This is a genomic window from Amycolatopsis sp. NPDC045836, assembly GCF_056431745.1.
The window spans coordinates 24,548-49,220 of the sequence record NZ_JBWKKF010000036.1; the positions used below are offsets into that span (position 1 = coordinate 24,548).

Below are 24,673 nucleotides of genomic sequence, written 5' to 3' on the forward strand. Positions count from 1 at the left end.
AGGGCCAGCAGGCGGCGCGGTGGGTGGTAGTCGTACTCATAGCCCAGGTCCGGGAAGCCCAGGCAGAGGGCGAACGGCCCGTCCCTGAATTCTTGGTGCAGGGCCCATCAGTTGCGCACGAGGTACTCGGTGGCCGCCCAGGTGGTGTCCGCTCGGTGGCCGAGGCAGAACACCACGGTCGTGTCGCGCACCTTCTCGACCACGGCGAGGTTCAGGTAGTCCGAGGTGACCTTTCTTGCCGAGATCGGCGCCGCTGAGCACCTCGGCGTACCAGGTTTCCGCTGGGGCCGGTCCTCGCCGTGGTCCGGGTGCTCGTTGCTGATGCGCAGGCCAACCAGCTTCTCTCTCGCAGGTACAACCGACGGATGCGGTTGCGGGGCGCGGCACCGAACACGATGAGGTTGCCGCTCAGCGCGGGGAAGATCTTCGCGTCTTCGGCGGGCGACGGGCTCACCGTGTTGCGGAAGTCGTAGCGGTGGCGCCCCAGGTAGTTCGTGCAGTGAGATGGCATAGCCGCGGGGACGGGCGCTGGTGGCGGTGGTCCACAGGTTCGACAGGCACACCACCAGCTGCTGGTTCCGCTGCAGGCCGAAGAAGCGGCGGAAGCGCCGCTGCGGGATCATCCGGTGGTCGTACCTGTTCTGCGGGTAGCCCGCCCACGACATCCCTTTACCTGCCGCTCAGGAGCCCCCGGCGACCACGCCACCCGCCAACACCCCCGCACCACAGCGGCAGCAACCTAGCGTCCACATTCATGCGAAGCTGCGGCAGGAGACGCACACCCGCACAGCACTGACATTGCTGACCGGGTCGCTAGGCCGCGATGTCGACGACGTGGTTGAGGCCCGCCTTGTCGGCGATGGCACCGTGCCACCGGACTGCCTAGCTGTCGACTGACATGACGACGTGGAAGTGCTTCACCATGTCCGGGTCCTCGCCGATCGGCTGCCCGTCCACCGCGACCCAGGCGTGTGCGGCGAAGGGTTCGGTGACGACGCCGGTGCACCACTGTGGCCAGGTGCCCCGCAACCGGCAGAGCAGCGCGGTGGCGATCGAGCGTTGCAGGCAACGAGGGCCCGCGCAGGCGATGCTGACCGCGACCACGGCCCGGCGGGCCCGGAGGGCTTGCTCGGCGGTGGCCGGGGTAGCTCCTCGGGCGGCGAGCTGAAGCAGCCACCGCAGGCGGGCGGGTGAGGTGGTGGCCAGCAGCCGGCCAGCGAGGGCTGCGGCCAGGGCCGCGGGCCGCTGGACGAGGGGGACCCGAACGCGAGGTTCCAGCGTCATCTCGACGCCGCTCATCGCGCGACCAGCCCCGCGTCGTCGAGTGCACGCAGCAGCGCTGTCACGTCCGCGGCGACGTGGTCGCTCGCCGCGGGGTAGGTAGTGCGAAGGTCTGCCACGATGCTCGCGGTGTCGGAGCCGGTCAGCAGTGCGCGCAGGACCGTGGCGCCGGTGTGGTTCATCGTCCAGTAGCGGCCTGTTCTTTCGTCTAGGAGCACCATGCCGCGGTCGGTCGGTGTCATGGTCACGTGCGCGGACAGGGTCAAGCCCATGGGGTTCCTCCCGGATTCGCCGACGCGGGTTCGCCGGTGTTTCGCAGCCATAGTTCGCAGGCCAGGGTCGCGTCGAGCGGCATCAGGGTCAGGGCGGTGGCGTGGGTGCCACGCAGGGCCCCACGGATTGCGGCTGGATCGATCAGTCCCATGCGGGCCAGTCGCGAATCGGCCATCAGGTCCACCAGTTCTTCGCGGCGGTTGCGCATTCCGGCGTACATCGCCGCGCTGGCCTCGTTCTTGGTCGTGCGGGCGAGGATGTCGCCGGGCACCAGTCCGGTCATCGCGGTCACCAGGGCGGGCTTGAACCGGTGGGGGTTCATGCGGTCTTCCAGGTGGATGCTCAGCGCTGCTTCCAGGACCCGGTCGTCGGTGAACGGGGCGTGGAAGGTGACCCCGTGCGCGGAGGCGAGGTGGGAGTGCCGTCGCAGCATGCGCCCGTTGACGCAGTTGATCCGGATCATTTCGTGTTGCACGGGCAGCGGGGACAGCGGTTCGGGACGGGAGCCGGCGGACGCGCGCAGGGACCGGCGGATGGTGGCGCCGCACTCGGCGGTGATCCACGGCGGCAGCGTCGGTGACACCTCCCACGCCGGCGCGCCGAGCACTGGCGCGGCATCCGCTATCCCGGTCGCGCAGCCGGTCAGCCAATCGGCATAGGACTGACGGTAGCCGAACACCGCCGCGGTGGCACGCATCGACCAGCGGCGGCGTGCCCTCAGCGCCCGAGCGTGGCGTAGGGCCAGCAGCGGTCTCCGGCGGGCGATCCCGGACAGGCACATGGTTCCCGGCTGGAACATCTCGTCGCCGCCCACGCCCTGCAGGTGCCGGCGAGACCCTTCGGCTGCCACCAGCGCGGCCAAGTGGTCCGTCGCCGCCGAGGCGCGGGCCAGTACGTGGGGTCCTTCCCGATCGATGGGGGCGTGGTCGGGTTGTGCGTACCAGTCGGGTGCGTCCTGCGGCGAGGTGACCAGGTGCCGGGCGTCGGCGAGGTGGCGACTGCTGAGCCGCGCCCAGGTCAGGTCGTCGGTTGTCCGGCCGTCGGCCTGGAAGTGCGAGGTCACGAGCCGCGTCCCGGTCCGGGCGGCCAGGAAGGTCAGGGTAGTTGAATCAAGGCCACCGGACAGGTCGGTGCTCACCGTGTCCTCTCCGCGGGTGCGCGCGGTGACGGCGTCCACCAGAGCCTCGCGGATGGTGGCGCCGTCTCCGAGCCGCTGGTGCGGGTGCGGTGGTGACCACCACCGCCGGGTGCGCCCGGCGCCGTCGGGCCCGATCTCGAGGCACTCGCCGAGCTGGGGGACGTGCACTCCGCGCCAGGGCGGCCGGTCGTTGAGTGGCCAGGGCGGTCCGAACGGCACCAGCAACTCCAGAGCGACGCGTTCCTCGTCGATCCCGGCGCCGATCAGGTCCACCAGCGGCTCTGCCCGGTTCGACGCCACGGTCACGCCATGCCAAGTGGCATAGTGAACCTGAAAAGCTGTGGACAGCGAACCCTGAACCCGCACCGTGCCGGCCACCGACGCGACGAAATGGTGGCCGCCGGCCATCGAACCGGCGAGAGAGTCCAGCTCACGCGGCGAAGTGATCGACCGCAGCCGCCGCTCCAGCTCGTCCGGCGTGATCAGGGCGGCGCCGAGCAATGCGACCGACACCTCCCCGGCGGTGGTGACGAGCAGATCACGCTCGTGCCAGCGGCCCACGATCCACGGCCTACCCGAAGGGTGCGCCACGATCTGGCTCCCTGGATCGTCCAGGTCGATGCCGCCGATCACCGTGGAGGCGCCGGGGTGATCGGGCAGGACCAGGAATCGCATCTTCGCTCCGTTCGTCGAGTACTCGCCGGGTGGGGGCGTGGCCGCGCGAACACGGCCACGCCCCGCCTGCTGACCGGGGGTCAGAACCAGAAGTAGCCCCAGATGCCGTCCGCCCAGTAACCGGTGCTGGTGAGCTGGGTGACCTCGGCGAATTCGCCGGCTTCCACCATGCTGGGCGCCTCGTAGCTCTCGTCCATCGCGTACTCCTCGATTCTCGGGATCTTCACTTCGGTATCCGGCCCGGGCGGGCCGGTGATGAGATAATCACCGTCAATCGGTAGCCGGGTCTTGATGAAATCGGCCACCGTCGCCGCCTGGCCTCAACTGCCGCAGTGATCGGTCCGCGAGTTGACGGCACTCACGGCTCAAATGCGCCTGGTCACTGAAACCGCACTGTGCCGCAGCCGATGCCGTGCCCATTCCGCGCATCAGCAGGCACAGGGCACGTCGCAGGCGGAGCGCACGTGCTGCCCGTTTGGGTGAAAGGCCAATGTGCTGGGTGAACAAGCGTGACAGTTGCCGATGACTGCAGCCGACCTCGGCGGTGAGATCAGCGATGGACCGCTTGCCGTGTTCGCGCATCATCACGCGCCACGCCGAGACCACGATGGCTGGCGCAGATGGTGCGGGGTGGTGACCGGGAACCAGGAGCTCGGAGACGAGTCGCTGGCGCGCCGAATGGCTACTGGTTCCGCACATCGCTTCCAGAAGTGCGGTGAACCGCGGGACTCCGTCAAGGCGGACGTCGATGGGTGATCCGAGTAGATCGCGGTCCACGAAAGACGTCATCCATGGAGCCAGGACTATCTCGAAGCCTTGGTGTGGTTCCACCGGGGCGGCCGGGTTCAGCCCGGCCGCCACTACCGAGGAGAACGAGACATGAGGTGTTCCACTGGGTGAAACCGAACAGCCCTGGCAGGCCGGGTGGAATGCCAGAACCGTTCCCGGGCGACGCCAGTGGCTGTCATCGGAACGTTGCTGGAGTATTTCGAGTTCTTCCCCGCGCTGGTCCAGGGCAGGGACCGGTCGTCGGGCAGGAGGAAGTGCCTTCTCCGTTTCCATGGTGATCCGTTTCGCCGGTCTGAGTGCGTGGGGGTGGCAATGACTGTCGCGTCCACAGCACACCGGTTTCGCCTGCTCGCCAGGCCGGCTTGGACACCTTTGGCCATGACTGGACGCTGCTGGACGCCCCGCCTGGGCATCGGCCGCCCTGCTGACCAAGGGTCGCCCGTACGAGTGATGAAGTCGCCTTCGCCGGAAACGAGCCACAGCTGCGTTCATCCTGGAATCAGCCACTCGCCGAAATGGTGCACTACGAGGTAGGGGAGACTTCGGGTGAGCAACGAGACGGAACCGTCCGGGATCCATTCGATGGCGGACCTGAAAGAAGCCTTCGATTGCCTCCGTCGAGCGCAGGGCCGTCATCTCGGCAAAGAACGATTGTCGGTCCAGGACCTGGCTCGCCGGCTCAGCCGAAGCGAGGACTGTCCCATCCCGCGCAGCACGCTCGCCAACTACCTCGCCGGGCGCACACTGCCCCCGCCAGGAGCCTACGAATCGATCCTGCGAGCGCTCGGAATCCCCCATGCGGAACTATCGGCATGGGCGAATGCCTGGGATCGCGTCCACGACCACAACTCCGGCCCCGACCCCCACACCGCGCCCGCCGCGCCTGCGGCCCGCACCGACACCGGACCGCCGGGGCGCCGGCGGTGGCCGCTGTGGCGAACGGCAGCCGTGGCAGCCACCCTCCTGGCCGGTGGCACCGGCATGATGGCGCTGTTGTCCTCGGAAGAGCCGGCTACCGTGGCCACACCCACCCCCACCGGGCAAGCCACGGGCGAGTGCGCCTACTCACCGGTAGCGGCACCGATCCGGGTACGCCCCAGGCCGACTTTCAAGACGGGCACAGAGTTTCACACGATCAACCAGGTGGAGCAGGTCGTGATCGGCGCCTGCGTCCCACAGCACGGCGAGTCCGGCACCACGTGCAGCGCGCAGACCGTCCCGGTCGACACCTGGATTTCGGTCCGGTTCCCCTACCCCGGCTGGGTGTTCTCCGCCTGCCTGCAGCGCATCGCCCCACCGTCAGCCTGACCTGGTCGGCGGCGTTGGAGGTCGCGCGGTCACCGGTCGGCGAGACGTTCTCACGACGCTGCGACCAAAGCTGAACGTGAAGCGCAGGCTGGAACTATTCGGTTACCGCGCTGATCAGCTCCGCACTCCCGGAAGGCGAGCATGTTTGCTGGTTCTGGTTCTCGTCAGCTTGATCGGCACGGCGCCGTTGTTCGTCGCGGTCACGGTCGCGGTGTTGCCCGGCGACGCCGGTCGCCGCGCCGACGCGCGCCGCGTGGTGTCCCTGCTGCGCCAGGACCGCCTGTTGTTCGCCGGTGAGGCCGAACGTCTACCTGGAAAGCACGCGACCCGCTGAAACACCGGACTCGCGGGAGTGAAGCTGTGGCCCTGGCGGCGGCGAAAAGACGCTTAGCGCCGCTCGTGTCCGTCGGCCGACGGTGGGTGTTTCACGGGTGAGGCCCTACTGTGGTGAGGGTCTGGAGGCGGTCATGAGGGAGTACCGCGAGCAGCCCCGTTGACCAGCGCGTTCGCGCACCAATAGCGGGGGTACCGGGGCCGAACTGCGGGTTCTGGTCTTCCGCGGGGTGTTACCCGGGGTGATCGGGCGGAGTTCGACGCGCAGCTGCGTGAGCAGGGCGCGGCAGGGCTGGACGAGGGGTCGTCGATCTCGCCCAGGTGCGCCTGCGCGGCGGGAGCGCGGCGGCGCTGCTGGCCGGGTTCGACGAATTGGCCGGTGCCGGGCGCCGGTTGCGGCTGGGACCGGCACCGGGACCACCGCCAACGACCTGCGACCGGTGTGCCTCGTGGCCTGGTGGTGGCTGGTGCTGGGGGCCGGCGTCCGCTCCGGCCCGCTCGAGTTCGGCTCCTTGGCGTGCTCGGCTGGTGGGGTGGGGGCGTGACTTTGAGTGTTCGGGGAATGGGCCCTTCGACGGTGCCCGTCCTGCTCGGCTCCGGCCCCCGGGTGGCCGCGCGGTGAACCTGGTTTCGGCCCCGTCGTGGTGAGCTGTTCAGCGAGCCGCCCACTCGCCCGGCGTCGTCGGATTCCTCGGTGGCTCCAGGGGATCGGTGGGCGTGCCCGGGAAGGTGCGCGCTGGTTGGGTTGGTGGCCCGGTTCTGCAGCCCGGCTGGTGCTCGGGTCGGCCGACAGCACCGAGGTCGCCAGCGCTCAACAACGGCACGACCGCGAGCAAGCCGACCCCGGGCAGCCGCGTGTCGGCAAACATCGTGAGGCCGTCGAGTTGCTCCCGCTCAGCCCAGCGAAACGGGTGTTCCGCTTCCCGGATCACCTCATCAGGATCGGTGATGAGGGCGACGTACTGGTGATCGACATGTACGTGGCGATTCCCGCAGCGCGCATCCGGCGGCACCGGCTGCTCGGTGATCCACCACGGCATCGTCAGCACGGTGCGCGCAAGCGCGGGTGGGACTGCTGGACCGGGGGCCGCGCCAATCGAACCCGTCGGCCAGTTTCCTCTTCGACCTCGCGAAGTGCGGCGTCAACCTGCGACTCGCCCGGTTCGACATGGCCACCTGCGATCATCCAGCGCCGCAGCCGAGGATGCTCGATCAGACCTAGTGTCCTGAGTTGTCAATTCGTGTGCAGCAGCGTGCGATGGAGTCGAGGATCTGGTCGGCGGTCTTGGTCCGGACATAGGGCCGTGTTCGTCGTTCCAGGTCTCGATCCAGGCGCGGATGTCGCGGTTGAGCACACGAACGCTGGTGTGGCTGCCGCGCCTGGGTTTCTTGGTCGTCAGCTCGCAGAACCAGCGTTCGACGAGGTTGAGCCAGGAACTCGAAATCGGGGTGAAGTGCACGGTGAACCGCGGGCGCGCGGCCAGCCAGCGCTTGATCGCCGGGGTCTTGTGAGTCGAGACGTTGTCCATCACCAGGTGCACCGCCAAGTCCGCGGGCACTTCCTTGTCGATGGCGATCAGGAACTTCTTGAACTCGATCGCGCGGTGCCGTGCGTGCCACCGGCCGATGACCTTGCCAGTGGTGATGTCCAGCGCCGCATACCGACTGGAGGTGCCGTGCCGGGTGTAGTCGTGCGCGCTGCGGCGTGCCGGGCAGCATCGGAAGGACCGGCGCGGTGCGGTGGAGCGCCTGGATCTGCGACTTCTCGTCCACGCACAGCGGATCCTGGGACTGCTTCCACGCCTGACGCCGATGCGGCTGCAGACCGAACGCGTTCCAGATCCGCGTCACCGCGGTCTGGGGCAACCCCCGACTCCGCGGCCATCGACCGGGTCGACCAGTGCGTGGCGTTCGCGGGGCGCCGACTCCAATGTCTTGGTGATCACCGCCTCGACCTGCTCATCGGTGATCGTGCGCGGGCGCCCAGGACGCGGCTCGTCGAGCAGCCCGCCGAGCCGATCAATCACGAACCGGGAACGACACTTCGCGACCATCGCGCGACCGATCCCCAGCTCCGCGGCGAGTTCACTGTTCGAGCCACCCTCGGCGCACCGAAACACGATCCGAGATCTCAACGCCAGCGCCTGAGCCGTCTTCCGCCGCCGCACCCACTCCCGCAGCGTCTGCGCCTCATCGTCGGACAAGGTCAACTCGGGCAGCTTCGGATTCGGCAGCCGCACTCGAATCAACGACTCAGGACACTAGGCTCTCGCCTGCTGAAGGTCCAGGCCGAGAATCGCGCTCGCGCCGGCGAGCAGTTCAGCCCGGAGTTCGGCCTCCGGCGGGTCGGGAAAGTGGGCGATCGGGTCGGTAGCGGCGGCGAAAGCCTGCGTTGCTCTGAGCCGGTCGCGCCAGTCGGCGCCGGGACCGGCGAGCAGTTCGGTCGCCCGCGCCACGATGTCCAGCGTCCGGGAAACGACCTGCGTTGTCTGGTCGGTGTACACCGACGCGTCCCGCAGCAGCAACGCCATCACCTCGCGGTGGGTGACCATGACTTCCACACATCCGCGCAGCACTCTGGTCCGGATCTCGCCGAGGTCGGAGCCGTCGGCCGCGGCCTCGACGGCGGCGGCGAGTTCGTCGATCGGCGCACTGACCAGGCTGTCCAGGATCTCGGTCTTGCTGCGGAAGTGGTGGTAGAGCGAGGGTTTGGTGATGCCGACCCGTTCGGCTATCTCCCGCATGGACGTGGCCCGGTAGGTCCGCGCGCTGAACATCTCCCGCGCCGTGAGCAGAATCCGCTCCCGCGTCGACTCTGTCTCCTGCGTGCTCATCGAGAGTTCCCCTCCTTGTCGAGCCCTACGGTACCTCGGTTGCCTACCGACCGATAGGTCGGGTACCTTCCCTACCGACCGATAGGTAGGTGAAAGGTGGGGTCATGGTGGACGTCAACGGCTCGGTCGAGCCGAGGTTCGAGCCGGTACGCGAACTCTTCGAGCACAACTTCACGTCGCGTGGTGAAGTCGGCGCCGCGGTCGCGGTGCGACACAACGGCCACCTGGTCGTCGATCTCTGGGGCGGTCTTGCCGACCCGGGCAACGGCGCGCCGTGGCGGCAGGACACCGTCGCGACCATCGCGTCGACGACCAAGTCAATGGCCACGATCTCCGCCCTGAAACTGGTCGAGCACGGTGACCTCGACCTCGACCGGCCCGTCGCCAGCTACTGGCCCGAGTTCAGCGGTCAGGGCAAGGAGGACATCACCCTGCGGATGGTGCTCACCCACCGTTCCGGGGTGGTGTCGCTCGAGCACGCCCCGGTGACCTACCAGAGCCTCGTCGCGGGCACCCCGGTGTTCGACGCGATCGCGTCCGCCACCCCGCAATGGGAACCGGGCACCGCGCACGGCTATCACGGGGTGACCTTCGGCCACCTGCTCAGCGCGGTCATCCGGCAGGTCACGGGGGCGACCGCCGGCCGGTACTTCGCCGAGGAGATCGCGAAGCCACTCGGCCTCGACTGCTACATCGGCCTTCCCGAAAGCGAGCTGCCGAGGCTGGCCAGGCTGGTGTTGCCGACCAACGTCGAAGAGGTGGCGCTCGGCAGCGAGGTGCCGGAGATGGCCGGGCTCTACGAAGGACTCAACGACCCCACGTCGCTGACCTTCCGGGCCATGTACGGGAGCTTCCAGATTGGCTGGGAATCAGCGGGCGACCCCAAGTTCTCCCTGGTGGAAGCGCCGTCAACGGACGGCTGCGCCAGCGCGGCGGGCCTGGCCAAGCTGTTCGGCGCCACGATCGGCGAGGTCGACGGCATCCGGCTGTTCGGCGACGAACTCGCCAGGCAAGCGGGCACGGTGGCCTCGAGCGGAACCGATCGAGTATTGAACATCCACACCGACTGGGGACTCGGGTTCATGGTGCCCGGCGGCCCGCTCGTCCCCGGCGCCCTCCCGCACGGAGCTTACGGCCACGGCGGGGCGAGCGGATCGTTCGCGTTCGCCGACCCCGCCAACGGCCTTTCCTTCGGGTACGTGCCCAACCGGGCGTCCGAACTGCTGGAAGGCAACGATCTCCGAGTGTCCACTCTGGTGGAGAAGGTCTACGACTGCCTCGGCAGCGGTCGCAACCCCGCCGCACACACCCTGGTGTCCTGAGTCGTTGATTCGAGTGCAGTTGCAGGGTTCGGCATGTCGAACCGAACAGCTGCCCGAGTTGACCTTGTCCGACGATGAGGCGCAGACGCTGGCGTTGAGATCTCGGATCGTGTTGCGGTGCGCCGAGGGTGGCTCGAACAGTGAGCTCGCCGCGGAGCTGCCGCTGGCCCGGCCGATGCGGGACCTGCCCACCTGCCGGCCGGATCGCGAGTGGGCCTATGAGCCGAAATTCGACGGCGGCGCGCCGTGCTCTTCACCGCGCAGGGCGTGGTGCAGTTCCGCCGGGAGCCCGACCTCGCCCCCCGGTGCCCGGAGATCGTCGAATGCGGTGCGCGGCTGGGCGACGTCGTGCTCGACGGTGAGATCGTGGCCCTCAAGCAGGGCCGCCTGGACTTCGGTGCGCTGGCCTCCGCGCCGCGACCACCGCGCGAAGCCGTATCGCGACCGCCCGAACCGGCTGGAACAGCTCTTCGCCGGCGTCGAGCCGCCGCTGCAGCTGGTGCCGAGCACCACGGACCCCACCGACGCGATGACGTGGATGAACCCGCAGGTCAGCCAGGTCGGGATCGAGGGGGCAGTCGCGAAGCTGCTCACCTCGCCCTACCGGACCGGACGGACCGGGTCGTGGGCGAAGGTGCGCCGGATGACCGTCCTCGACGCAGTCGTGGTGGGTGTGACCGGGGCCGCGGACCGGCCTGCCGAGCTGGTGCTGGCCCCGGCCCGACGACACCGGCCAGCTGCGCACGATCGGGCTGTGCCAGCCCATCCCACCCGCGATGGCGACGCAGGTCGGCGAACAGGTGAGGCTGACCGGCGAACCCGCTCAGCGGGTCTCCGCCGGCGTGTTCGGCCGCGGCCAGACCGGGTGCGGCCGGTGCAGCTCGACCTGGTGGTCGAGCCTCCGTCGCCACGTTCACCAGCCGCCTGCGCCCGAAGGTGCACCGGGTACGGCTCGACCTCACCGGGCGGGGCCTGCACCCCTGACGTCGTCGCCACCTGCACCCCGTGCCCGGCCGCGGGGTTCACCCCAGGCGTCCCATTCCGGGCAGGAACCGGCCAGTGCGGGCGGCGTAGTCGCGGTAGGCCGCACCGTGCGTGGCCAGCAGGTAGGGCTCTTCCACCGCGCGAACCTGGATTTCGATGGCCGCGAGCAGCGCGGCGAACCCGGTGATCGCGACGAGGTTCGGGGCCAGCGCGGTGATACCGGACGCGGCGGCGATCATCGCGGTGAACACCGGATTACGGGCCCAGCCGAACATGCCCGTGGTGACCAGCCCGGTCGTCTCGGCCTGGTCGACACCGATGCGCCAGGACGCGCCCATGCTCTGCTGCGCGGCCAGCGTCCCGGCAACCCCGGCCACCGCCAGCACCAGCCCCGCGACGTGCACCACCACCACGTCCAGCGCCGGCCACGGCGCCACCACGCCAGTCAGCTGCAGTACCGGCGCGACCAAGCCGAGCACGAGCGCGAGCACGAACAGCGCCCCGCCCCACCACTGCAGCGAACCCGGTCGCCCGCGCACACCCCGGAACCCGACATCACCGGTGCGCCGGTACTGCTGCCAGCTGCGCACTCCGAAAGCCAGCACTAGATACACCCCATACGCCACCACAGCGGCCACAGCCATCGCTTCCACCCCCGTCCGTCAGCCCACCAGATATTTCACTGCTTGCTGTTATATCAGCGTGCGATGTACTGTTCTGGCTGTGCTGACGTGTGAAACGCGCGGTGCCGCCCTCGCCCGGCTCGGCCGGGCCCTCGCGGACCCCACCCGTTGCAAAATCCTGGTCGCCCTGCTCGACGGCGTGAGCTACCCCGGCCAACTGGCCGGCCAACTGCGCCTGAGCCGGTCCAACGTGTCCAACCACCTGGCCTGCCTGCGTGGCTGCGGCTTGGTCGTGGCCACCTACGAAGGACGCCAGGTCCGCTACGCACTCGCCGACGCCCACCTCGCCCGCGCCCTGCGCGAACTCGTGCAGGTCGTGCTCGCGGTCGACACCGACGAGCCCTGCCTCGGCGACGAACCCACCGTCACCCCCACGATCAGCACCAGGACGATCCGATGAGCGAGAACACCGGCAGCCGCGAACCCCCGCTCACGACGACCACCGCACCAGCCGGTGGTGGCTGCGCGGAGGGCTGCTGCGCACCGTCCGGCGCCACGGCCGCGCCACCGGTGACCTCGCAACGGCGCGCGGTCCTTTCGCGACGGGTGCGGTGGTTCGTCGCGGCGACCATCACCTACAACGTCATCGAAGCCATCGTCGCGATCTCCGCCGGGACGATCGCCTCCTCCACCGCGCTGATCGGCTTCGGCCTGGACTCGGTCATCGAGGTCGCCTCCGCCACCGCGGTCGCCTGGCAGTTCTCCGGCACAGACCCCGAAGCCCGCGAACGCACCGCGCTCAAGGTCATCGCCGTGTCGTTCTTCGCGCTCGCTGCTTACGTGACCGTCGAATCCGTGCGTGCCTTGTTCGGTGCCGATCCCGCCGAGCACTCCACCGCCGGCATCGTGCTCGCCTCGGTCTCGCTACTGGTCATGCCGTTCCTGTCCTACGCCCAGCGCCGCGCCGGACGCGAACTCGGCTCCGCCAGCGCCGTCGCCGACTCCAAGCAGACCCTGCTCTGCACCTATCTCTCCGGTGTCCTGCTCGTCGGGCTGCTCCTCAACAGCCTGTTCGGCTGGTACTGGGCCGATCCGATCGTCGCCCTCGTCATCGCCGCCGTCGCCGTCAAGGAAGGCCGCGAAGCCTGGCGCGGCGACCACTGCTGCTGAGAAGAACCCGGCCGCTCAGCCGCGCGGGGCGTACATGATGACCGCGACTCCGGCGAGGCAGATCAGTGCGCCGATGACGTCGAACCGGTCGGGCCGGTAGCCATCGGCCACCATGCCCCAGGCCAGCGAGCCGGCAACGAACACACCACCGTAAGCGGCGAGGATGCGGCCGAACTGGGCGTCCGGCTGCAGGGTCGCGACGAAGCCGTACAGGCCGAGCGCGATCACTCCGGCGCCGATCCACAGCCAGCCGCGGTGTTCCCGCACGCCCTGCCACACCAGCCACGCCCCGCCGATCTCGGCGATGGCGGCCAGGACGAACAGCAGGGTCGAACGCAGAACGAGCACGAGCACCTCCGGGGAAAGCCAGCCACCGGCGCGGCGGCCCGCTGAGATCGTCTCAGCCTGCAGCGCGACCACCATCGCCCGGCACGAGGCCGGCGAGCGCGGTGTAGGGCAGAGATCCTTCCGGGCAGGTGCAGTGGATCAGGCTGGTGCAGCGCGCGTCGAGGACCTGCCGCAACCCGTCCCGGATCCGGGCCAGGTCCTCGATCCGGGTCTCCACCTCGACCAGCTTGGTCTGCGCCCGCTGCTGCAAATCCGGGGTCGGATGCCGCCGGCGGCCCGTGTCGATGAGCTCGGCGACCTCATCGAGGGTGAACCCGAGGCGCTGCGCGGCCTTGACGATCCGCAGCAACGCCACCGCGTCCTGGCCATAGTTTCGATGCCCTCCCGGGGAACGATCCGGCTCGGGCAGCAGGCCGCGGCGCTCGTAGTACCGCAGAGTCTGCACATTCACCCCGGCCGCCGCGGCCAGCTCACCCGACCTCATCCGCTCCCACTCCCTGATCCGCTCCTCCGCCGGCTCGCACTCACGCCCGAGCTGCTCGCGCGGCTTCAGCCTGCGCGGCCATTCCGTCGAGCACCATGACCTTGTCCTGCGGCACCCGTACATCCAGCACCACGTCCGCGCCCTCGCGCTGCACGCCGAAGTCGAAGAAGGAGCAGCACTCCGCCTCGCGCGCCGTCAGTTCCCGCGCCGCGGCCTCGACATCAGCACCACCGGATAGCCGCAGCCGCAGCCACCGCGCGCTCTCGCGCCGCTGAGCGATCAGCGACCCGCTGAACAGGCTCTCGAACTGCGCCATCCGCATCGGGCGCTCCGCAGTCGGCAGCGTGCACGCTTCCACCGGCGTCCAGCCGAGGTCGCTCCCAGCCGAGGTCGTCTCGCACGCCGGACCACATCCGCACCCCGGCGCGGCAGCCTCCCGATTCGAGCGCACCGCGGTACCCGGCTGAGCCGCAGTCTCGAACAGCCCGCGCAGCACCGGCGCGGGCTGGGCGCCCACCACCGACGCCACCTGCTGCCCGCCGGCGAGCACGAACAACGTCGGCGTCGACGTCACGCCGAACCGGGACGCCAGCTTCGCAGCCTCGTCCGCGTTGACCCTCACAAACCGCACCCGCCGCTCGAACTCACCGGCCAGCGCCTCCAGTTCCGCAGCGATCCGTCGGCAATTCCCGCACCAGGTCGCGTAGAACTCGAGCACCACCGGCAGCTGCGCCGACCCCACCACCTCGTCGAACTCGGCTTCTGTAACTGTTGCCGACATTCTCAGCACCTCCGGACACACACCGCTCTGAACCGACGCACCCACGCTAAACCTGTACCCAGGTACCGACTGCAAGGTGACGTGCGTCATCGGTCGGACAGCGCACACCGGGCGGCCGTAGACAGCGAGGCCGAACGCGACGCCCCAGCAAACGAGCGGTCAACCGGTCAGCGGCACCCCGTGGCTCCAAGACTCCTTCGAGCCCGGTCTCCTTCGCGGCCTGAGCATGTCGGCCGGGTCGGCGTCGGCGTAGAACGGCGGGATCATGATCTTGCCGCCGGGGACGAGGGCCAGGTCGTCGAGCTGGGCGCGGGGCTGCTCGAACGGTGCGCCCAGCAGGTCCTCGTCGCCGAGCTGGAGCAGGTCGAAGGCGAAGAACTGCACCGGGATCGTCTGGGCGAGCCGGGCGATGCGGTGCTGGTGCGGCGGCGCTGCAGGCGGCCGAATTCGGAGCGGGCGTGTGCGTTGAGCGCGACGATCTCCCCGTCGAGCACCGCGGCCTGCCCGCCCAGCGCGTCGCGCAGCACGCCGGCCAGCTCGGGAAAGTCCGCCGCAACCGCCATGCAGACGCGCCAGCCGTCCCACTTCCACTCGAACACCCAGTCCACCCCGGACGGCGGGGTGCGGGCGTCCTCGGCCAGCTTCGGCGGCACCGCTGCCGGTACTTCGCTGCCGCGCGTGACCACCCAGGCCCTCCTCCTGCCACCGTCGTGTCCAATGCGGATCGCAACCGAGGTGAGCGCAGGTCGGAACACTGCCCGTGCCACAACGACCACCTTCTGTGCGTCCCCCGGACGAGGTCGGCGCCACGGTGAGCCAGGTGTGACACCGCGGGTCAGTGCGGCGAACTCGAACCGGCCGCCCTGCTCGCCGGATGGCACCGCCGGCGCACCCCGCAGCAGCTGCCCACCCCGGCCGCCGAGATCGCGCCACCCGCCTGGATTCCCGATGACCTGTGGGCGGCACCGTACGGCCGATTCACCCGTGGGCAGCGACCCTCCTCACCGCCCACGGCGGCATGACAACACGCCCCGGTCACCGTGGCAGTTGGGGAGCTTGCGGCGTCGGCGGGCACGGGATACCGCAGCGAGCCGTCCGCCGACGGGCGGCCCAGTAGTGCTCGTGCCCGGCCCCGAGGGTGTGCGGTGCCACCACGCGGGTAATCCGCCCGTGTGACGAGAGATCGCGAGAAGGACGACAACAGCAATCCGCTGCTGCCTGAGGTGGGCAGCGAGCCGGAGTTCCGGGTCGCTGCCGACCGGGTGCTGGGTGCCTCGCCCGCGTAGGCGGAACGCGCCTTGCGGCAAGCCGCCGGCGTCGACGGCGCCGAGCGTTATCGCGTGGCGTGGGTCCAGCTCGTGGCCGACCTGCAGCAGAATTCGAAGTGACCACTCCGGAAGCACGGGGGATGGCCGCACACGGCGATCAGACCGCCATGGCCACCCGGGTACCTGCGAGGACGACTCACTGCTGAGCACGAGTGGGGCGTTCGCCCCGCTGCCTGCGGGCGAGTTCGTCCAGGCGTTGCGGGCGGCCGGAGCCGAGGTCTTGCGGGGTTTCAACTCGCTGGAGCGCGCGCCCTGGTGGTGCTCGTGCGCGGCGAGCCGCAGGGCGAATCCGAGATGCACGTGATCGCGTGGCACAGCCTGCGATCCCGCGGCAAGCCCGGCCCGGACCCGAGCGCTGCCTACCCGCGCGCTTTCCCGACCACCAGGCGGGCGCGGGGCAGCAGGCTGGAGGGAATGAGCACGCCGATGGATCTCCGTCAGCTCCCGCCAGGCGCGGGGGAGGACTCGCGAGGGTGATTCGAGCCCCGGAGCTCGAAAACCCCCGGCAAGGGGTTAAGGTCGGCCGCACGACATCACCTTGCGACGCCGCCGTGACGCCCTCAGTTGGTGCTGAAGGCAGGCGACGACGTCACCAGTGGGGGCTACACAACCCGTGCTACAGGTCCCGTAACCAGCGCCACGCCGTGTATGCCATCTGGACTGCAGGGCCGATCCGTTCTTCTTCTCAGGCGAAGGCAACCGCATCTGCATTGCCGCCACCCCTTTCGCTCTAGGGCGGCCTTTCGGGTCGACCTGCTTGATCGCAGAAAGTGGTGATCAATGTCTGTGGGGTGAAACGCCTGCTTGGTGCCCAGGGAGTACATAGCGGGGCGCGGACGCGCACATGCCTCAAGGGTGGCGTGTGTTGAGCCCCTCATTGCACCCCCTTCTCCGCGGGTACGGTCACGCTTAGCCTAGACCGCTACGGCCCACATATAGTGTCCTCTGGTGCTATCAGGTACAATATGTTGTGGTTGTTGCCTGGCTGCCAGATTCGGCTCTTCGTTTCTGCGCAGGCTGTCCACCGCTGAGCCCGGGGCGGGGCAGCGGTGCCTTTTGCTTTCCGTAGGCAGAGTTGTACTGGCCGCTGACCGCTCGCTGCTTCGCCCACCACTTCCAGCACACCAACGGGTCAAATCAGGGTGGTGACGGATGTGGAGAAAGGAACCAGCCCCGTAGAAGCTGTTGTGCGACGAGAAGCAGCAGGTGCTGAAGTTCGCCTGGAACTGCGCATGGTAGTCGGGGACCACGCCGGTGCCGAGCAGCTCGCGTAGCCGCTCGGCCATCGCGCTGGCGTCGATGACGTGCACCCGCTGCGGCAGCGCCCGGCAATCCCGGGCCAGCCCTCACTGCCCCTTCGGGGAGCCTGTCCACTCCCACGGGTGCAGCCCGGAATGCCAGCCGTCGAACAGAGGGATGGTGTCGGGCACGCGCGGCGAGTTCGGGCGGTTTCACGGTCAGGTTCCGGCGCCCGCCACTTTCCAGAATCGGCGAACTTGCAGCCTTCCCGGCGGGCAGTACTGCAGAAACCTCCAGTGACCTGGAGGTCATCGGACAAATTACGTGAATCTGCGAGCGGCCGTTGACTTCCCCGGCTCAGCTGGGCCCGATGGTCAGGAGGGTTTTGTAGTGGCCGGCGGGGTGCGGTTCGCCGATGGGTTCGCCGTCGACCTGGACCCAGGCGTGGGCGGCGAAGGGGTGGGTGCGCACGCCGGTGCACCAGGTGGGCCAGGTGCCGCGGGCGCGGCAGAGCAGGGCGGTGGCGATGGAGCGCTGCAGGCACCCCTTCCCCGCGCAGCGCAGGCTGACCGAGACGACGGCGGCGCGGGCGGCGGCGGCTTGTGCGGCGGTGGCGGGCCGGGCGCCGCGGCGGGCGGTTTCGAGGATGGTGCGCAGGCGGTGGGGGCGCAGCCGGGCCAGTGGCCTGGCGGCGGTGACGGCGAGCAGGGGTAGCACACGCCGGTGCAGCGGCAGGCCGGTGCGGCGTTCGAGGGCGACGGGAACGGTCACGGGGTCACCACCAGGTTCGCCTCGCGGAGTTGGCCGGCGAGGGCGGTGACGTCGGTGTGGGCCTGCCCGGGGGACAGGTGGTACCGCGTGGCGACGTCGGCGGCGATCTGCTCGATCGTCCGGCCGGCGAGCAGCGCGTCCAGGATGTGCGTGCCGGTGGGGTTGAGCTGCCAGTAGCGGCCGCTGCGTTCGTCGAGCAGCACGGTGCCGTGGTCGGTACCGGTGGTGGACACCTCAGGGCGCAGGCGCAGGTTCATGGTTCTTCCCGGGGCTTGTGGTGGTGGTGTTGAGCCAGCTTTCGCACCCGAGGAGATCTTCGAGTGCGAAGATGGTGGTGTGGTCGACGTGCGGGGCGAGCAGGTCGGCGCGCAGCCTGCGGGCATCGATCAGCCCGGTGGCGGCGAGGGTGGAGTCGGCGACGAGGTGCAGGACCGCGGGCAGGCTCGCGGCGAGCCCGTCGCGCAGGTCCTGGCCGAACTCGCCCTTGGTGGTCCGCTCGGCGATGTCCGCGGGCAGGACCCCGCGCAGGGCTTCGGCGTGCAGCGGCCGGTAGCGCCACGGAGAGCGCCGCTCGTGGGGGTGTACCGCGAGCGCGGCGTCGATGACCCGGTCGTCGAAGTAGGGCATTTCCAGGCTCACCCCGGCGTGGGCGAACACCCCGGCGAGCTGGCGGTAGGCGGGCCCGCTGGTGGTGATCACCGAGAGGGTGGCGTGCTGGCCGCGTTGCGGGGCCAGCGGCCGGCTGTGCTCGGCGGTGTCCCGCAGCACCCGGCGGGCGGCGTCGATCGCGTCGGCGGTGGCCCACGCCGGCGCGCGCAGCGGTGGTCCCCAGGACAGGCAGGTGGGGGAGTAGCGGGGCGGCGGTGGCGCGGTGAGCTGATCGGCCTGTGCCCGCCACCACGTGGCCAGGTCACCGCGGTCGGCCAGAGCTCGCACGGTGGCAGGCCACGGCCAGCGCGCGAAGGCCCGGAACCCGCGGAGTTGGCGCCACGCGTGCCGGGGATGGGTGGCCACCAGGTCGTGCAGGTAGGCCGGGGCTTCGTAGAACACCTCGTCGCCGCCGTGCCCGGCCAGGTGCACCGTGATCCCGTGCGCTGCCAGCAGCCCGGCGGTGTGGGCGGTGCGGGCCAGGGTTCGTGAGAACCGGTACGGCGTCTCCGCCGCGCCGGCGCGGCGGGGATCACTGAACAGGGCCGGCAGGTCGTGCGGGGGCGCGATGACGTGGTCGGCGTGCGGCAGGGCCGCCGCCGCGCGCGTGGCGAAGACCGCGTCGTCGTTGCTCGCCTCCGCTTCACCACAGCGGAACGTCGTCAACCCGGGATCGGCACGGGCGGCGAGGAAGCACAGCGAGGTCGAATCCATGCCCCCGGACAGGTCGCTGCCCCACCGGCCCGTCTCGGGCCGGCGCAGGGACACGGCCTCGGTCAGTGCCGCGCCCACCTGCTGCGCACCGGCGGCCAGCGGCAATCGCGGGGTGGGCGGGGTCCAGCGGCGCACCTGCCTGGCGTCGGCCCCGTCCGCCGCGATGCGCAGGTAGTTCTCCGGCGCCACCGCGTGCACCCCCCGCCACAACGGCCGGTGCGCCAGCGGCGGCGGCAGCTGGCCCCCGCACACCACGCGGGTGGCCAGCATGTCCTCATCCACCCCGTGCCCGGCCAGGGTGGCCAGCAGGTCGGGGCGATCAGCGGCCACGACGAGCCCGTCGTAGCGGGTGTGGAACACCTGCCGCAACCCGCTGAGGGTGCCCTGGACGCGTACCACGCCGTCCACGCTCGCCACCACGTGCGCCGACCCGGGTACCAGCCGCACCACCCGGTCCCAGTCCTGCACCGTCCTGAGCCGGGCCGCCCACTCGGTCAACCGCGCGACGGTGACCGGCGAGGTGCCGATCACCGCCACCGCGGTCGAGCCCGCCCGGGCGAGCGTGAGGTCACCAGCCGCCCACGACCCCACCAACCAGGGCCTTCCCGAGGCGTGCGGCACCATCCCGTCGCCGCGCACCTCGGCCGGCCACGACCCCCACGAACGAGTCCGCGGAGCATCGGGCAACACCAGCCACCCACGCCCGAGCATCATGGCTGCGCTTAGAACATCAGGCCGATCATGTCGGGCACGTACCGCCCGGTGCCCAGGGTGTCCTCGCTGAACTCACCCAACTCCACCAGAGCGGGCGGCTCGTACGGCGTTGAAGGCATCTGCTCGTCGTTCATCACGAATTCCTTTCGAAGGTGAATGGATCTCGCAGCCGGTCGACTGCGTCCCCAGGATCGCCTCCGCTGTTGATCTCAAACGACCTGCCCGCCTGAACACCTCATCGAGTTGCCGCAACTACCACTGCCCCTCTGACTGCCCGCCCAGCCAGAGCCCGGCAGTACCTACCTATCCGAATCCACCGCAGTATCGGCTACACAGGCCGGGTTCAAACGCGAGTTGCCTGCGAAAGCACTGCCAGATTCTGCGAACATGCAGTCTTTATGTGAATCATCATCGGGTTTTACGCGGCGTCGGGCCGGTGTTCGTCACCGGCCTTCTGCCGCCACCTCGCACTCATCGCGCCGACCGCGACGGCTCCGTCGGTTCAGAGACCACCACTGCCGCGCTCGGGAACGCCGACGCAGTGCGCTGGCCTGGATCAGGCGGTGTTGTCGGCCAGGGCGCGGTAGGGCGAGGCGACCGAGGGGTGCTCACCGGCGTTCTTGCGGTCTTGATCTGGGGCAGAACAGCTCTCTCCAGCAGGACCTTGGCGCGACCCGTTTCGCGATAGGTCGATGTCGTGGGTGACCTGCCGCCATTCTGCCGCAGGCGGGACGGCCATCCGTTTCTCGGACATTCTGGCGGTGGTCGGCCACCGCTAGCCGCGACCTCCGAGGGTGCGCCGACATCAAATTACCTTCCTGTGATTCACTGCACCAGGTGACGGAGGTGGGGCAATAATGAAAAAGATAGCCGCATGTCTTGCTGGACTGACCGCTATGGCTGGTGCGCTTACGGTCCTATCGGGAACAGCTATTCAAGCGCGGATGCCTGGATCGATGGGTCGGACATTCAGCGGGGTTGAGACGCAGCGTCTGCAGTAGGCGCCCGAGTCGGCGTCAGCCCCTCGGTAGGTGCGGGGACGCCGGTGAACTGCCCGGTGGCCGGGTCGAACCGGGCGACCTGACTGCTCGGGTGCTGCTCGCCCCCCAGCTTCCCGCTGTGGTCGAACTCCACCTCGCACGCACCCCCGACCGGCAGTGACGAGGGAACCGGGCCGTACTCGGTGATCGGTGCCGCCGCACCAGCGGAGGTCGGCGCGAGCGTCGACCAGGCCGCAGCAATCTGGGGTGGGGACCCGGTTGCGCGGCGCGTCGAGGAACTGCTGTGACAGTGCTTTTCACCGACCACCCCGGCTGGCCAGGCACGCCGAATCGGGCAACAGCGGGTCTCGGCTCGGTCCTTGGGCATCGGTGAGATCGCGCTGGGATACCAAAGACGTGCCGGGTGAGCTGTGGGAGGCGGGGCAGGCGGCAGCACGGGCACCCGAATGGAACCGCTGAAGGGATCAGGCACGAAAACGGAACTCCTGGCAGAGCCCGGCCGCCGAAGCGGCTGTAGACCCCGATGGTGGAGGAGCCGGCGGCCACGGCGAGGTTGCGCACGGTCAGCCCGGCCAGCACCCGGATGGCGGTGGACAGGAAGCGTTCCTGGTCTCGGCCGCGCCGTCCCGTGCCGCCATGCTGCCCCCCCTTGCTGGACGTAGTGGTCATCATCGCGTAACCACGACGCGTCCGATAGAGGACCGTCCGCGCCACGGAGGCTGAGGAACAGGCGTCGGCGTGCCACCGGTCTTGTGTGAACGCGGCGAACGACGGCCGACGCTGTCCATCGCGTTGTGGGCGACGGCGGAACCCGTGCCCGGCGGCGGTGCGGACGTGGTGTGGTGCCGCCTGGACGAGGTACGCGCGCTGGCGTTCGACCACAACCGGATCGTGGCGGACTGCCGCCCGCTGCTGGCGGACCGGCTGTGGTGCGACCGCGGCTTCACCGCCGGGTTGATGGGCACCGGGTTCACCACCGCGCAGGCGCTGGACGCCACCGAGCCTCACCGGCGACCGCCCCTACCCGGCCAACCTCGGGCGTACCCTGGAACAGCTGCCCGGCCTGCGGCGGACCGCCGAGCACGCCGCCGCCCTGCCTAAGGGCGGCCGCCCGCCTTCGCTGTGGCGCTGGGAATGACGCCTCAGCGGTCCTTTCTGGACTTGCGGATGCCGAGGACCGTGGCGACCGCCAGCACGAGCACGATGACGCCGAGGATGACGCCGCCCATCACCTCCGCTGGAACGAGGTCCGCCAGCAGGAACTGCACGGCGGCGCTGAACCCGGCGAACCCCAGGAGGTTGAGCAGGGCGCGCAGCCACCGCTGTGGCACCCGGTGCGCCGCTGTCGCCGAGCCCACTGCCACGACGAGCCCGAGCACGCCGATCACCACGTTCGTCATGGAGCACAGTGGAACAGCCCACCGCCGCCCGCAGGGCCCGTTTCGCGATACCGGGCAGAGCAAGGTCGACAGCGGAGGGGGTGTCCGGGGTGGAGATCGGGAACAACGAACACCGGCTGCTGTTGGTGCTCGCGCAGCGGGTGGCCGCGGGCAGCCTGCCGGGAGCCATCGAGGGTGGTGGCATGCGCGGCACGGTCTCGGCGGGCATGGCGCTGGCGCTCAGCGAACTCGGGCTGCTGCCGCTGTTCGACGCGGTGTACGGCTCGTCGGCGGGCGCGATCTCCGGGCGTGGCTGCTCAGCAGCCGTCCGGAAGGGTTGCACGGCTGGACCGGCCCGGCCTTCGCGCGGGCGCTGATCCGCCGTCGCAACCTGCTGCGCGCCCGACCGCAGGAAGCGTTCCCTGGTCTCGGCCAGCGATCGCGCCGCGCCGTCCCGTGCCGCCATGCTGTCCCCCTTGCTGGACGTAGTGGTCATCATCGCGTAACCACGACGCGTCCGGTAGAGGACCGTCCGCGCCACGGAGGCTGAGGAATGGCGAGTGCGCACACGCAACACGCGACCGCCCGGTTACGTGCCCTGCGCCACCAGCACCAGCACGCCAGACGCCGGGTCCAGGTAGGCGTCGGCGTGCCACCGGTCTTGTGTGAACGCGGCGTCGAGCGCCGTGCTGGTCTGGAACGGGCCGGGCGGAACAACGGTACGCAACTGCTCGGCGACTGCAGGCACCTCGTTATTGGCGGTCGGTGCGCTGCCGAGCCTGGCGAACCGCGCGCAGCGGATCGGTGTCGGTGCGCTGTTCCCCGCTGCCGTGCTTGGTCGCCACCGCGGTGGTCCGGCGTTCATCGGCAGGCGGGCTCGTGCACGGCACCGTTCGCGGGCAAGGCCGCTACCGCCAGCACCGCGCCGGTCAGGACACGCCATGACAGCACCACGCTCACCTCCATAGTCGATCGTGAAATCTCGGTTACTCCGCGCTCATCCGCCGTTCGCGGACACGACAGCGGACCGAAGCCACCCACGCCGTCGGCATCAGTGGTGAACTCGGCCGGCATGGACCTCGGGTTCCCGGGTCGGCGTGCGCGGCCTCGGCGTCCGGCGCGGGTCAGCCCCAAGGTGGACGCGGCAGCGGTGTCAGCCCACCGGCTCGTGCTCGGCTCGCTCCCGCAGATCGGCCGTCGCCCCGCGTGCGCGTCCGGATCGAGTCGCTGTCCTCGTCTGGCGAGCAGGCGCGCGGATCGGTGTTGTCGGCCAGTACCCGCAGTGCGTGCGCTGGCGCACCCTGCTCCGGGGCGGACAGGCAGGCGATCGGGTCAGTCACCATCGTGTGCAAGGCCGACTCTAAGGGATGTCACGTAACTCGGTGATCGACTAGCTGGGATGATGTGGCTGTGCAGGTAATCTCGGCGTCCAGGTCGGAGTGGATCGCACCCTTCACCGGCTGGCAACCAGGGCAGTTCCGCAAGTTGGTGCGCGTGGTGGCCGAGCGCGGCGGCAACGCGATCGCAGACGGGCGCCCCGGACGGCAGTGGCGGCTGGACTTGGCCGACCGGGTCCTGCTGGTGGCCACCTACTGGCGCACCAACCTCACCATGCGCCAGCTCGGGCCGTTGTTCGGCATCTCCCCTGCCGCGGCCCACCGCGTGATCGACACCGTCGGCCCGCTGCTGACCTGGCCCCGGTGCGCCGCCGCCGGATCGACCAGGTGGCGATCGTGGACGGCACGCTGGTCCCGACCCGCGACCACCGCCTGGCCGCCCGCTCGAAAAACTACCGCTATTCGACCAATCTGCAGGTGGCCATCGACGCCGACACCCGCCTCGTGATCGCCACCGGCGAGCCGAAGCCGGGCAACCGCAACGACTGCACCGTCTACCGCAACTCCGGCATCGCCGACACCCTGGCCGGACGCCCGGTGATGGCCGACGGCGGCTACCAAGGCAACGAAGGCGTGATCATGCCCTACCGCAAACCCTGCGACGGCAGCGAGCTCGAAGACTGGCAAGAGGACCTCAACACCGTCCACCGGTCGATCCGAGCCCGTGCCGAACACGCCCTGGCCCGCATAAAGAACTGAACCATCCTGCGCGACTACCGCCGCGCCGCCCACACCCTGCGCGACACCGTCTCCGCCATCGCCCACCTCCACAACCTCGCCCTCACCGGCTGACCAGGAAGACACTCGACCACCAACCACAAGACCAGTTACGTGACATCCTTTAGCACCAACCGTGCTGGGCACCCGGCACAATACCTGTCAGGAGTCCTCGACGATCGTGTAGTGCTCGCCTCGCCCCGCCACGTCGCGGAGAAGTCGATACTGCACGGACCTGAGATACTGGAGCGGTGGAAACCGGCATTCCGCCGGAACCTTCAAGGGCCCGGTGAACGTCTGGACGGGAACCAGCCAAGGCGAATCTGTGGCGCGGTGGTGGTGAAGTCGCGCTGGACCAGGCCGTCATGGATCGGCGGACCCGGCTTCTTGCCGAACGCGCCCCACCAGCTCATCGCTGAGCA

General features: G+C 69.6%; 28 protein-coding genes and 2 pseudogenes. 8 read left to right on the forward strand and 22 right to left on the reverse strand.

Going from position 1 to position 24,673, the window contains the following annotated elements; translation table 11 throughout:
* Positions 1-107 precede the first annotated feature (107 nt).
* The 6 genes from AC07EG_RS38265 to AC07EG_RS38290 form a co-directional block, all read right to left on the reverse strand.
* Positions 108-623 (reverse strand): hypothetical protein, encoded by a 516-nt coding sequence (locus tag AC07EG_RS38265; protein WP_478258175.1) that lies wholly within the window; start codon positions 621-623, stop codon positions 108-110.
* Positions 624-882: 259 nt separating this feature from the next.
* Positions 883-1,299 (reverse strand): lasso peptide biosynthesis B2 protein, encoded by a 417-nt coding sequence (locus AC07EG_RS38270; RefSeq protein WP_478258176.1) that lies wholly within the window; start codon positions 1,297-1,299, stop codon positions 883-885.
* The gene (locus AC07EG_RS38275) at positions 1,296-1,553 is read right to left on the reverse strand and encodes a lasso peptide biosynthesis PqqD family chaperone (protein WP_478258177.1); all 258 of its coding nucleotides are present in this window, start codon (positions 1,551-1,553) and stop codon (positions 1,296-1,298) included. Before AC07EG_RS38275 ends, AC07EG_RS38270 begins: the two co-directional genes overlap by 4 nt.
* Entirely contained in the window at positions 1,544-3,367 is a 1,824-nt protein-coding gene (locus AC07EG_RS38280; RefSeq protein WP_478258178.1) for an asparagine synthase-related protein, read from the reverse strand. The genes AC07EG_RS38275 and AC07EG_RS38280 overlap by 10 nt, the downstream gene beginning before the upstream one ends.
* 80 nt (positions 3,368-3,447) lie before the next feature.
* On the reverse strand, positions 3,448-3,594 hold the full coding sequence (locus AC07EG_RS38285) for a lasso RiPP family leader peptide-containing protein (RefSeq protein ID WP_478258179.1): 147 nt from the start codon (positions 3,592-3,594) through the stop codon (positions 3,448-3,450).
* 43 nt (positions 3,595-3,637) lie between these two features.
* The gene (locus AC07EG_RS38290; protein ID WP_478258180.1) at positions 3,638-4,792 is read right to left on the reverse strand and encodes a helix-turn-helix transcriptional regulator; all 1,155 of its coding nucleotides are present in this window, start codon (positions 4,790-4,792) and stop codon (positions 3,638-3,640) included.
* On the opposite strand from AC07EG_RS38290, the gene AC07EG_RS38295 reads away from it, so the two are divergent.
* Together AC07EG_RS38295 and AC07EG_RS38300 are read left to right on the forward strand one after the other, a co-directional pair.
* Positions 4,703-5,464, forward strand: a complete 762-nt coding sequence (locus tag AC07EG_RS38295) for a helix-turn-helix domain-containing protein (protein WP_478258181.1) — start codon at positions 4,703-4,705, stop codon at positions 5,462-5,464. The two genes, AC07EG_RS38290 and AC07EG_RS38295, sit on opposite strands and share 90 nt — an antisense overlap.
* 145 nt (positions 5,465-5,609) lie before the next feature.
* Positions 5,610-5,798, forward strand: coding sequence for a hypothetical protein (locus AC07EG_RS38300; protein WP_478258182.1), 189 nt, complete (start codon positions 5,610-5,612; stop codon positions 5,796-5,798).
* Between the two features lie 652 nt (positions 5,799-6,450).
* Here AC07EG_RS38300 and AC07EG_RS38305 read toward each other — a convergent pair.
* From AC07EG_RS38305 to AC07EG_RS38320, 4 genes and pseudogenes are all read right to left on the reverse strand, one after another.
* Positions 6,451-6,837, reverse strand: coding sequence for an NUDIX hydrolase (locus AC07EG_RS38305; RefSeq protein WP_478258183.1), 387 nt, complete (start codon positions 6,835-6,837; stop codon positions 6,451-6,453).
* 2 nt (positions 6,838-6,839) lie between these two features.
* On the reverse strand, positions 6,840-6,983 hold the full coding sequence (locus AC07EG_RS38310) for an NUDIX domain-containing protein (protein WP_478258184.1): 144 nt from the start codon (positions 6,981-6,983) through the stop codon (positions 6,840-6,842).
* 32 nt (positions 6,984-7,015) lie between these two features.
* Positions 7,016-8,031, reverse strand: a pseudogene (locus AC07EG_RS38315) (IS630 family transposase).
* 27 nt (positions 8,032-8,058) lie between these two features.
* Positions 8,059-8,631, reverse strand: a complete 573-nt coding sequence (locus AC07EG_RS38320) for a TetR/AcrR family transcriptional regulator (RefSeq protein WP_478258185.1) — start codon at positions 8,629-8,631, stop codon at positions 8,059-8,061.
* Positions 8,632-8,735: 104 nt separating this feature from the next.
* Between AC07EG_RS38320 and AC07EG_RS38325 the strand changes: the two genes are divergently transcribed.
* Positions 8,736-9,953 (forward strand): serine hydrolase domain-containing protein, encoded by a 1,218-nt coding sequence (locus AC07EG_RS38325; protein ID WP_478258186.1) that lies wholly within the window; start codon positions 8,736-8,738, stop codon positions 9,951-9,953.
* Between the two features lie 216 nt (positions 9,954-10,169).
* Here AC07EG_RS38325 and AC07EG_RS38330 read toward each other — a convergent pair whose 3' ends face one another.
* Together AC07EG_RS38330 and AC07EG_RS38335 are read right to left on the reverse strand one after the other, a co-directional pair.
* Complete coding sequence (locus AC07EG_RS38330; RefSeq protein WP_478258187.1) at positions 10,170-10,547, reverse strand: hypothetical protein; 378 nt, start codon at positions 10,545-10,547, stop codon at positions 10,170-10,172.
* 428 nt (positions 10,548-10,975) lie between these two features.
* Positions 10,976-11,542 (reverse strand): methyltransferase family protein, encoded by a 567-nt coding sequence (locus tag AC07EG_RS38335; protein WP_478258188.1) that lies wholly within the window; start codon positions 11,540-11,542, stop codon positions 10,976-10,978.
* Positions 11,543-11,660: 118 nt separating this feature from the next.
* Here AC07EG_RS38335 and cmtR point away from each other — a divergent pair, with 118 nt between their 5' ends.
* On the forward strand, positions 11,661-12,020 hold the full coding sequence (cmtR, locus tag AC07EG_RS38340; protein ID WP_478258189.1) for a Cd(II)/Pb(II)-sensing metalloregulatory transcriptional regulator CmtR: 360 nt from the start codon (positions 11,661-11,663) through the stop codon (positions 12,018-12,020).
* The gene (locus AC07EG_RS38345; protein WP_478258190.1) at positions 12,017-12,730 is read left to right on the forward strand and encodes a cation efflux transmembrane domain-containing protein; all 714 of its coding nucleotides are present in this window, start codon (positions 12,017-12,019) and stop codon (positions 12,728-12,730) included. Before cmtR ends, AC07EG_RS38345 begins: the two co-directional genes overlap by 4 nt.
* Positions 12,731-12,745: 15 nt before the next feature.
* On the opposite strand, the gene AC07EG_RS38350 is transcribed toward AC07EG_RS38345, so the two are convergent.
* From AC07EG_RS38350 to AC07EG_RS38385, 8 genes are all read right to left on the reverse strand, one after another.
* A complete protein-coding gene (locus AC07EG_RS38350) occupies positions 12,746-13,078 on the reverse strand; it encodes a YnfA family protein (protein ID WP_478258202.1) in 333 nt (110 codons plus the stop codon).
* Positions 13,079-13,130: 52 nt separating this feature from the next.
* Positions 13,131-13,562 carry a MerR family transcriptional regulator gene (locus AC07EG_RS38355; protein WP_478258191.1) on the reverse strand — a complete coding sequence of 144 codons (432 nt, stop codon included), beginning with the start codon at positions 13,560-13,562 and terminating at the stop codon, positions 13,131-13,133.
* Between the two features lie 40 nt (positions 13,563-13,602).
* Positions 13,603-14,388, reverse strand: a complete 786-nt coding sequence (locus AC07EG_RS38360; RefSeq protein ID WP_478258192.1) for a thioredoxin family protein — start codon at positions 14,386-14,388, stop codon at positions 13,603-13,605.
* 114 nt (positions 14,389-14,502) lie between these two features.
* Positions 14,503-14,727, reverse strand: coding sequence for a hypothetical protein (locus AC07EG_RS38365; protein ID WP_478258193.1), 225 nt, complete (start codon positions 14,725-14,727; stop codon positions 14,503-14,505).
* 2,540 nt (positions 14,728-17,267) lie between these two features.
* Positions 17,268-17,681 (reverse strand): lasso peptide biosynthesis B2 protein, encoded by a 414-nt coding sequence (locus AC07EG_RS38370; protein ID WP_478258194.1) that lies wholly within the window; start codon positions 17,679-17,681, stop codon positions 17,268-17,270.
* Complete coding sequence (locus tag AC07EG_RS38375; protein WP_478258195.1) at positions 17,678-17,938, reverse strand: lasso peptide biosynthesis PqqD family chaperone; 261 nt, start codon at positions 17,936-17,938, stop codon at positions 17,678-17,680. Before AC07EG_RS38375 ends, AC07EG_RS38370 begins: the two co-directional genes overlap by 4 nt.
* Complete coding sequence (locus AC07EG_RS38380; RefSeq protein WP_478258203.1) at positions 17,916-19,634, reverse strand: asparagine synthase-related protein; 1,719 nt, start codon at positions 19,632-19,634, stop codon at positions 17,916-17,918. The genes AC07EG_RS38375 and AC07EG_RS38380 overlap by 23 nt, the downstream gene beginning before the upstream one ends.
* Before the next feature lie 131 nt (positions 19,635-19,765).
* On the reverse strand, positions 19,766-19,891 hold the full coding sequence (locus AC07EG_RS38385) for a lasso RiPP family leader peptide-containing protein (protein ID WP_478258196.1): 126 nt from the start codon (positions 19,889-19,891) through the stop codon (positions 19,766-19,768).
* A gap of 1,605 nt (positions 19,892-21,496) precedes the next feature.
* Between AC07EG_RS38385 and AC07EG_RS38390 the strand changes: the two genes are divergently transcribed.
* Positions 21,497-21,859, forward strand: a complete 363-nt coding sequence (locus tag AC07EG_RS38390; RefSeq protein WP_478258197.1) for a hypothetical protein — start codon at positions 21,497-21,499, stop codon at positions 21,857-21,859.
* A gap of 41 nt (positions 21,860-21,900) precedes the next feature.
* On the opposite strand, the gene AC07EG_RS38395 is transcribed toward AC07EG_RS38390, so the two are convergent.
* Positions 21,901-22,158 carry a hypothetical protein gene (locus AC07EG_RS38395; protein ID WP_478258198.1) on the reverse strand — a complete coding sequence of 86 codons (258 nt, stop codon included), beginning with the start codon at positions 22,156-22,158 and terminating at the stop codon, positions 21,901-21,903.
* A gap of 89 nt (positions 22,159-22,247) precedes the next feature.
* Here AC07EG_RS38395 and AC07EG_RS38400 point away from each other — a divergent pair, with 89 nt between their 5' ends.
* Entirely contained in the window at positions 22,248-22,514 is a 267-nt protein-coding gene (locus tag AC07EG_RS38400; protein WP_478258199.1) for a patatin-like phospholipase family protein, read from the forward strand.
* 212 nt (positions 22,515-22,726) lie between these two features.
* On the opposite strand, the gene AC07EG_RS38405 is transcribed toward AC07EG_RS38400, so the two are convergent.
* On the reverse strand, positions 22,727-22,885 hold the full coding sequence (locus tag AC07EG_RS38405) for a hypothetical protein (RefSeq protein ID WP_478258200.1): 159 nt from the start codon (positions 22,883-22,885) through the stop codon (positions 22,727-22,729).
* A gap of 662 nt (positions 22,886-23,547) precedes the next feature.
* On the opposite strand from AC07EG_RS38405, the pseudogene AC07EG_RS38410 reads away from it, so the two are divergent.
* Positions 23,548-24,326 (forward strand): annotated as a pseudogene (locus AC07EG_RS38410) (transposase family protein).
* Positions 24,327-24,673: the final 347 nt, after the last annotated feature.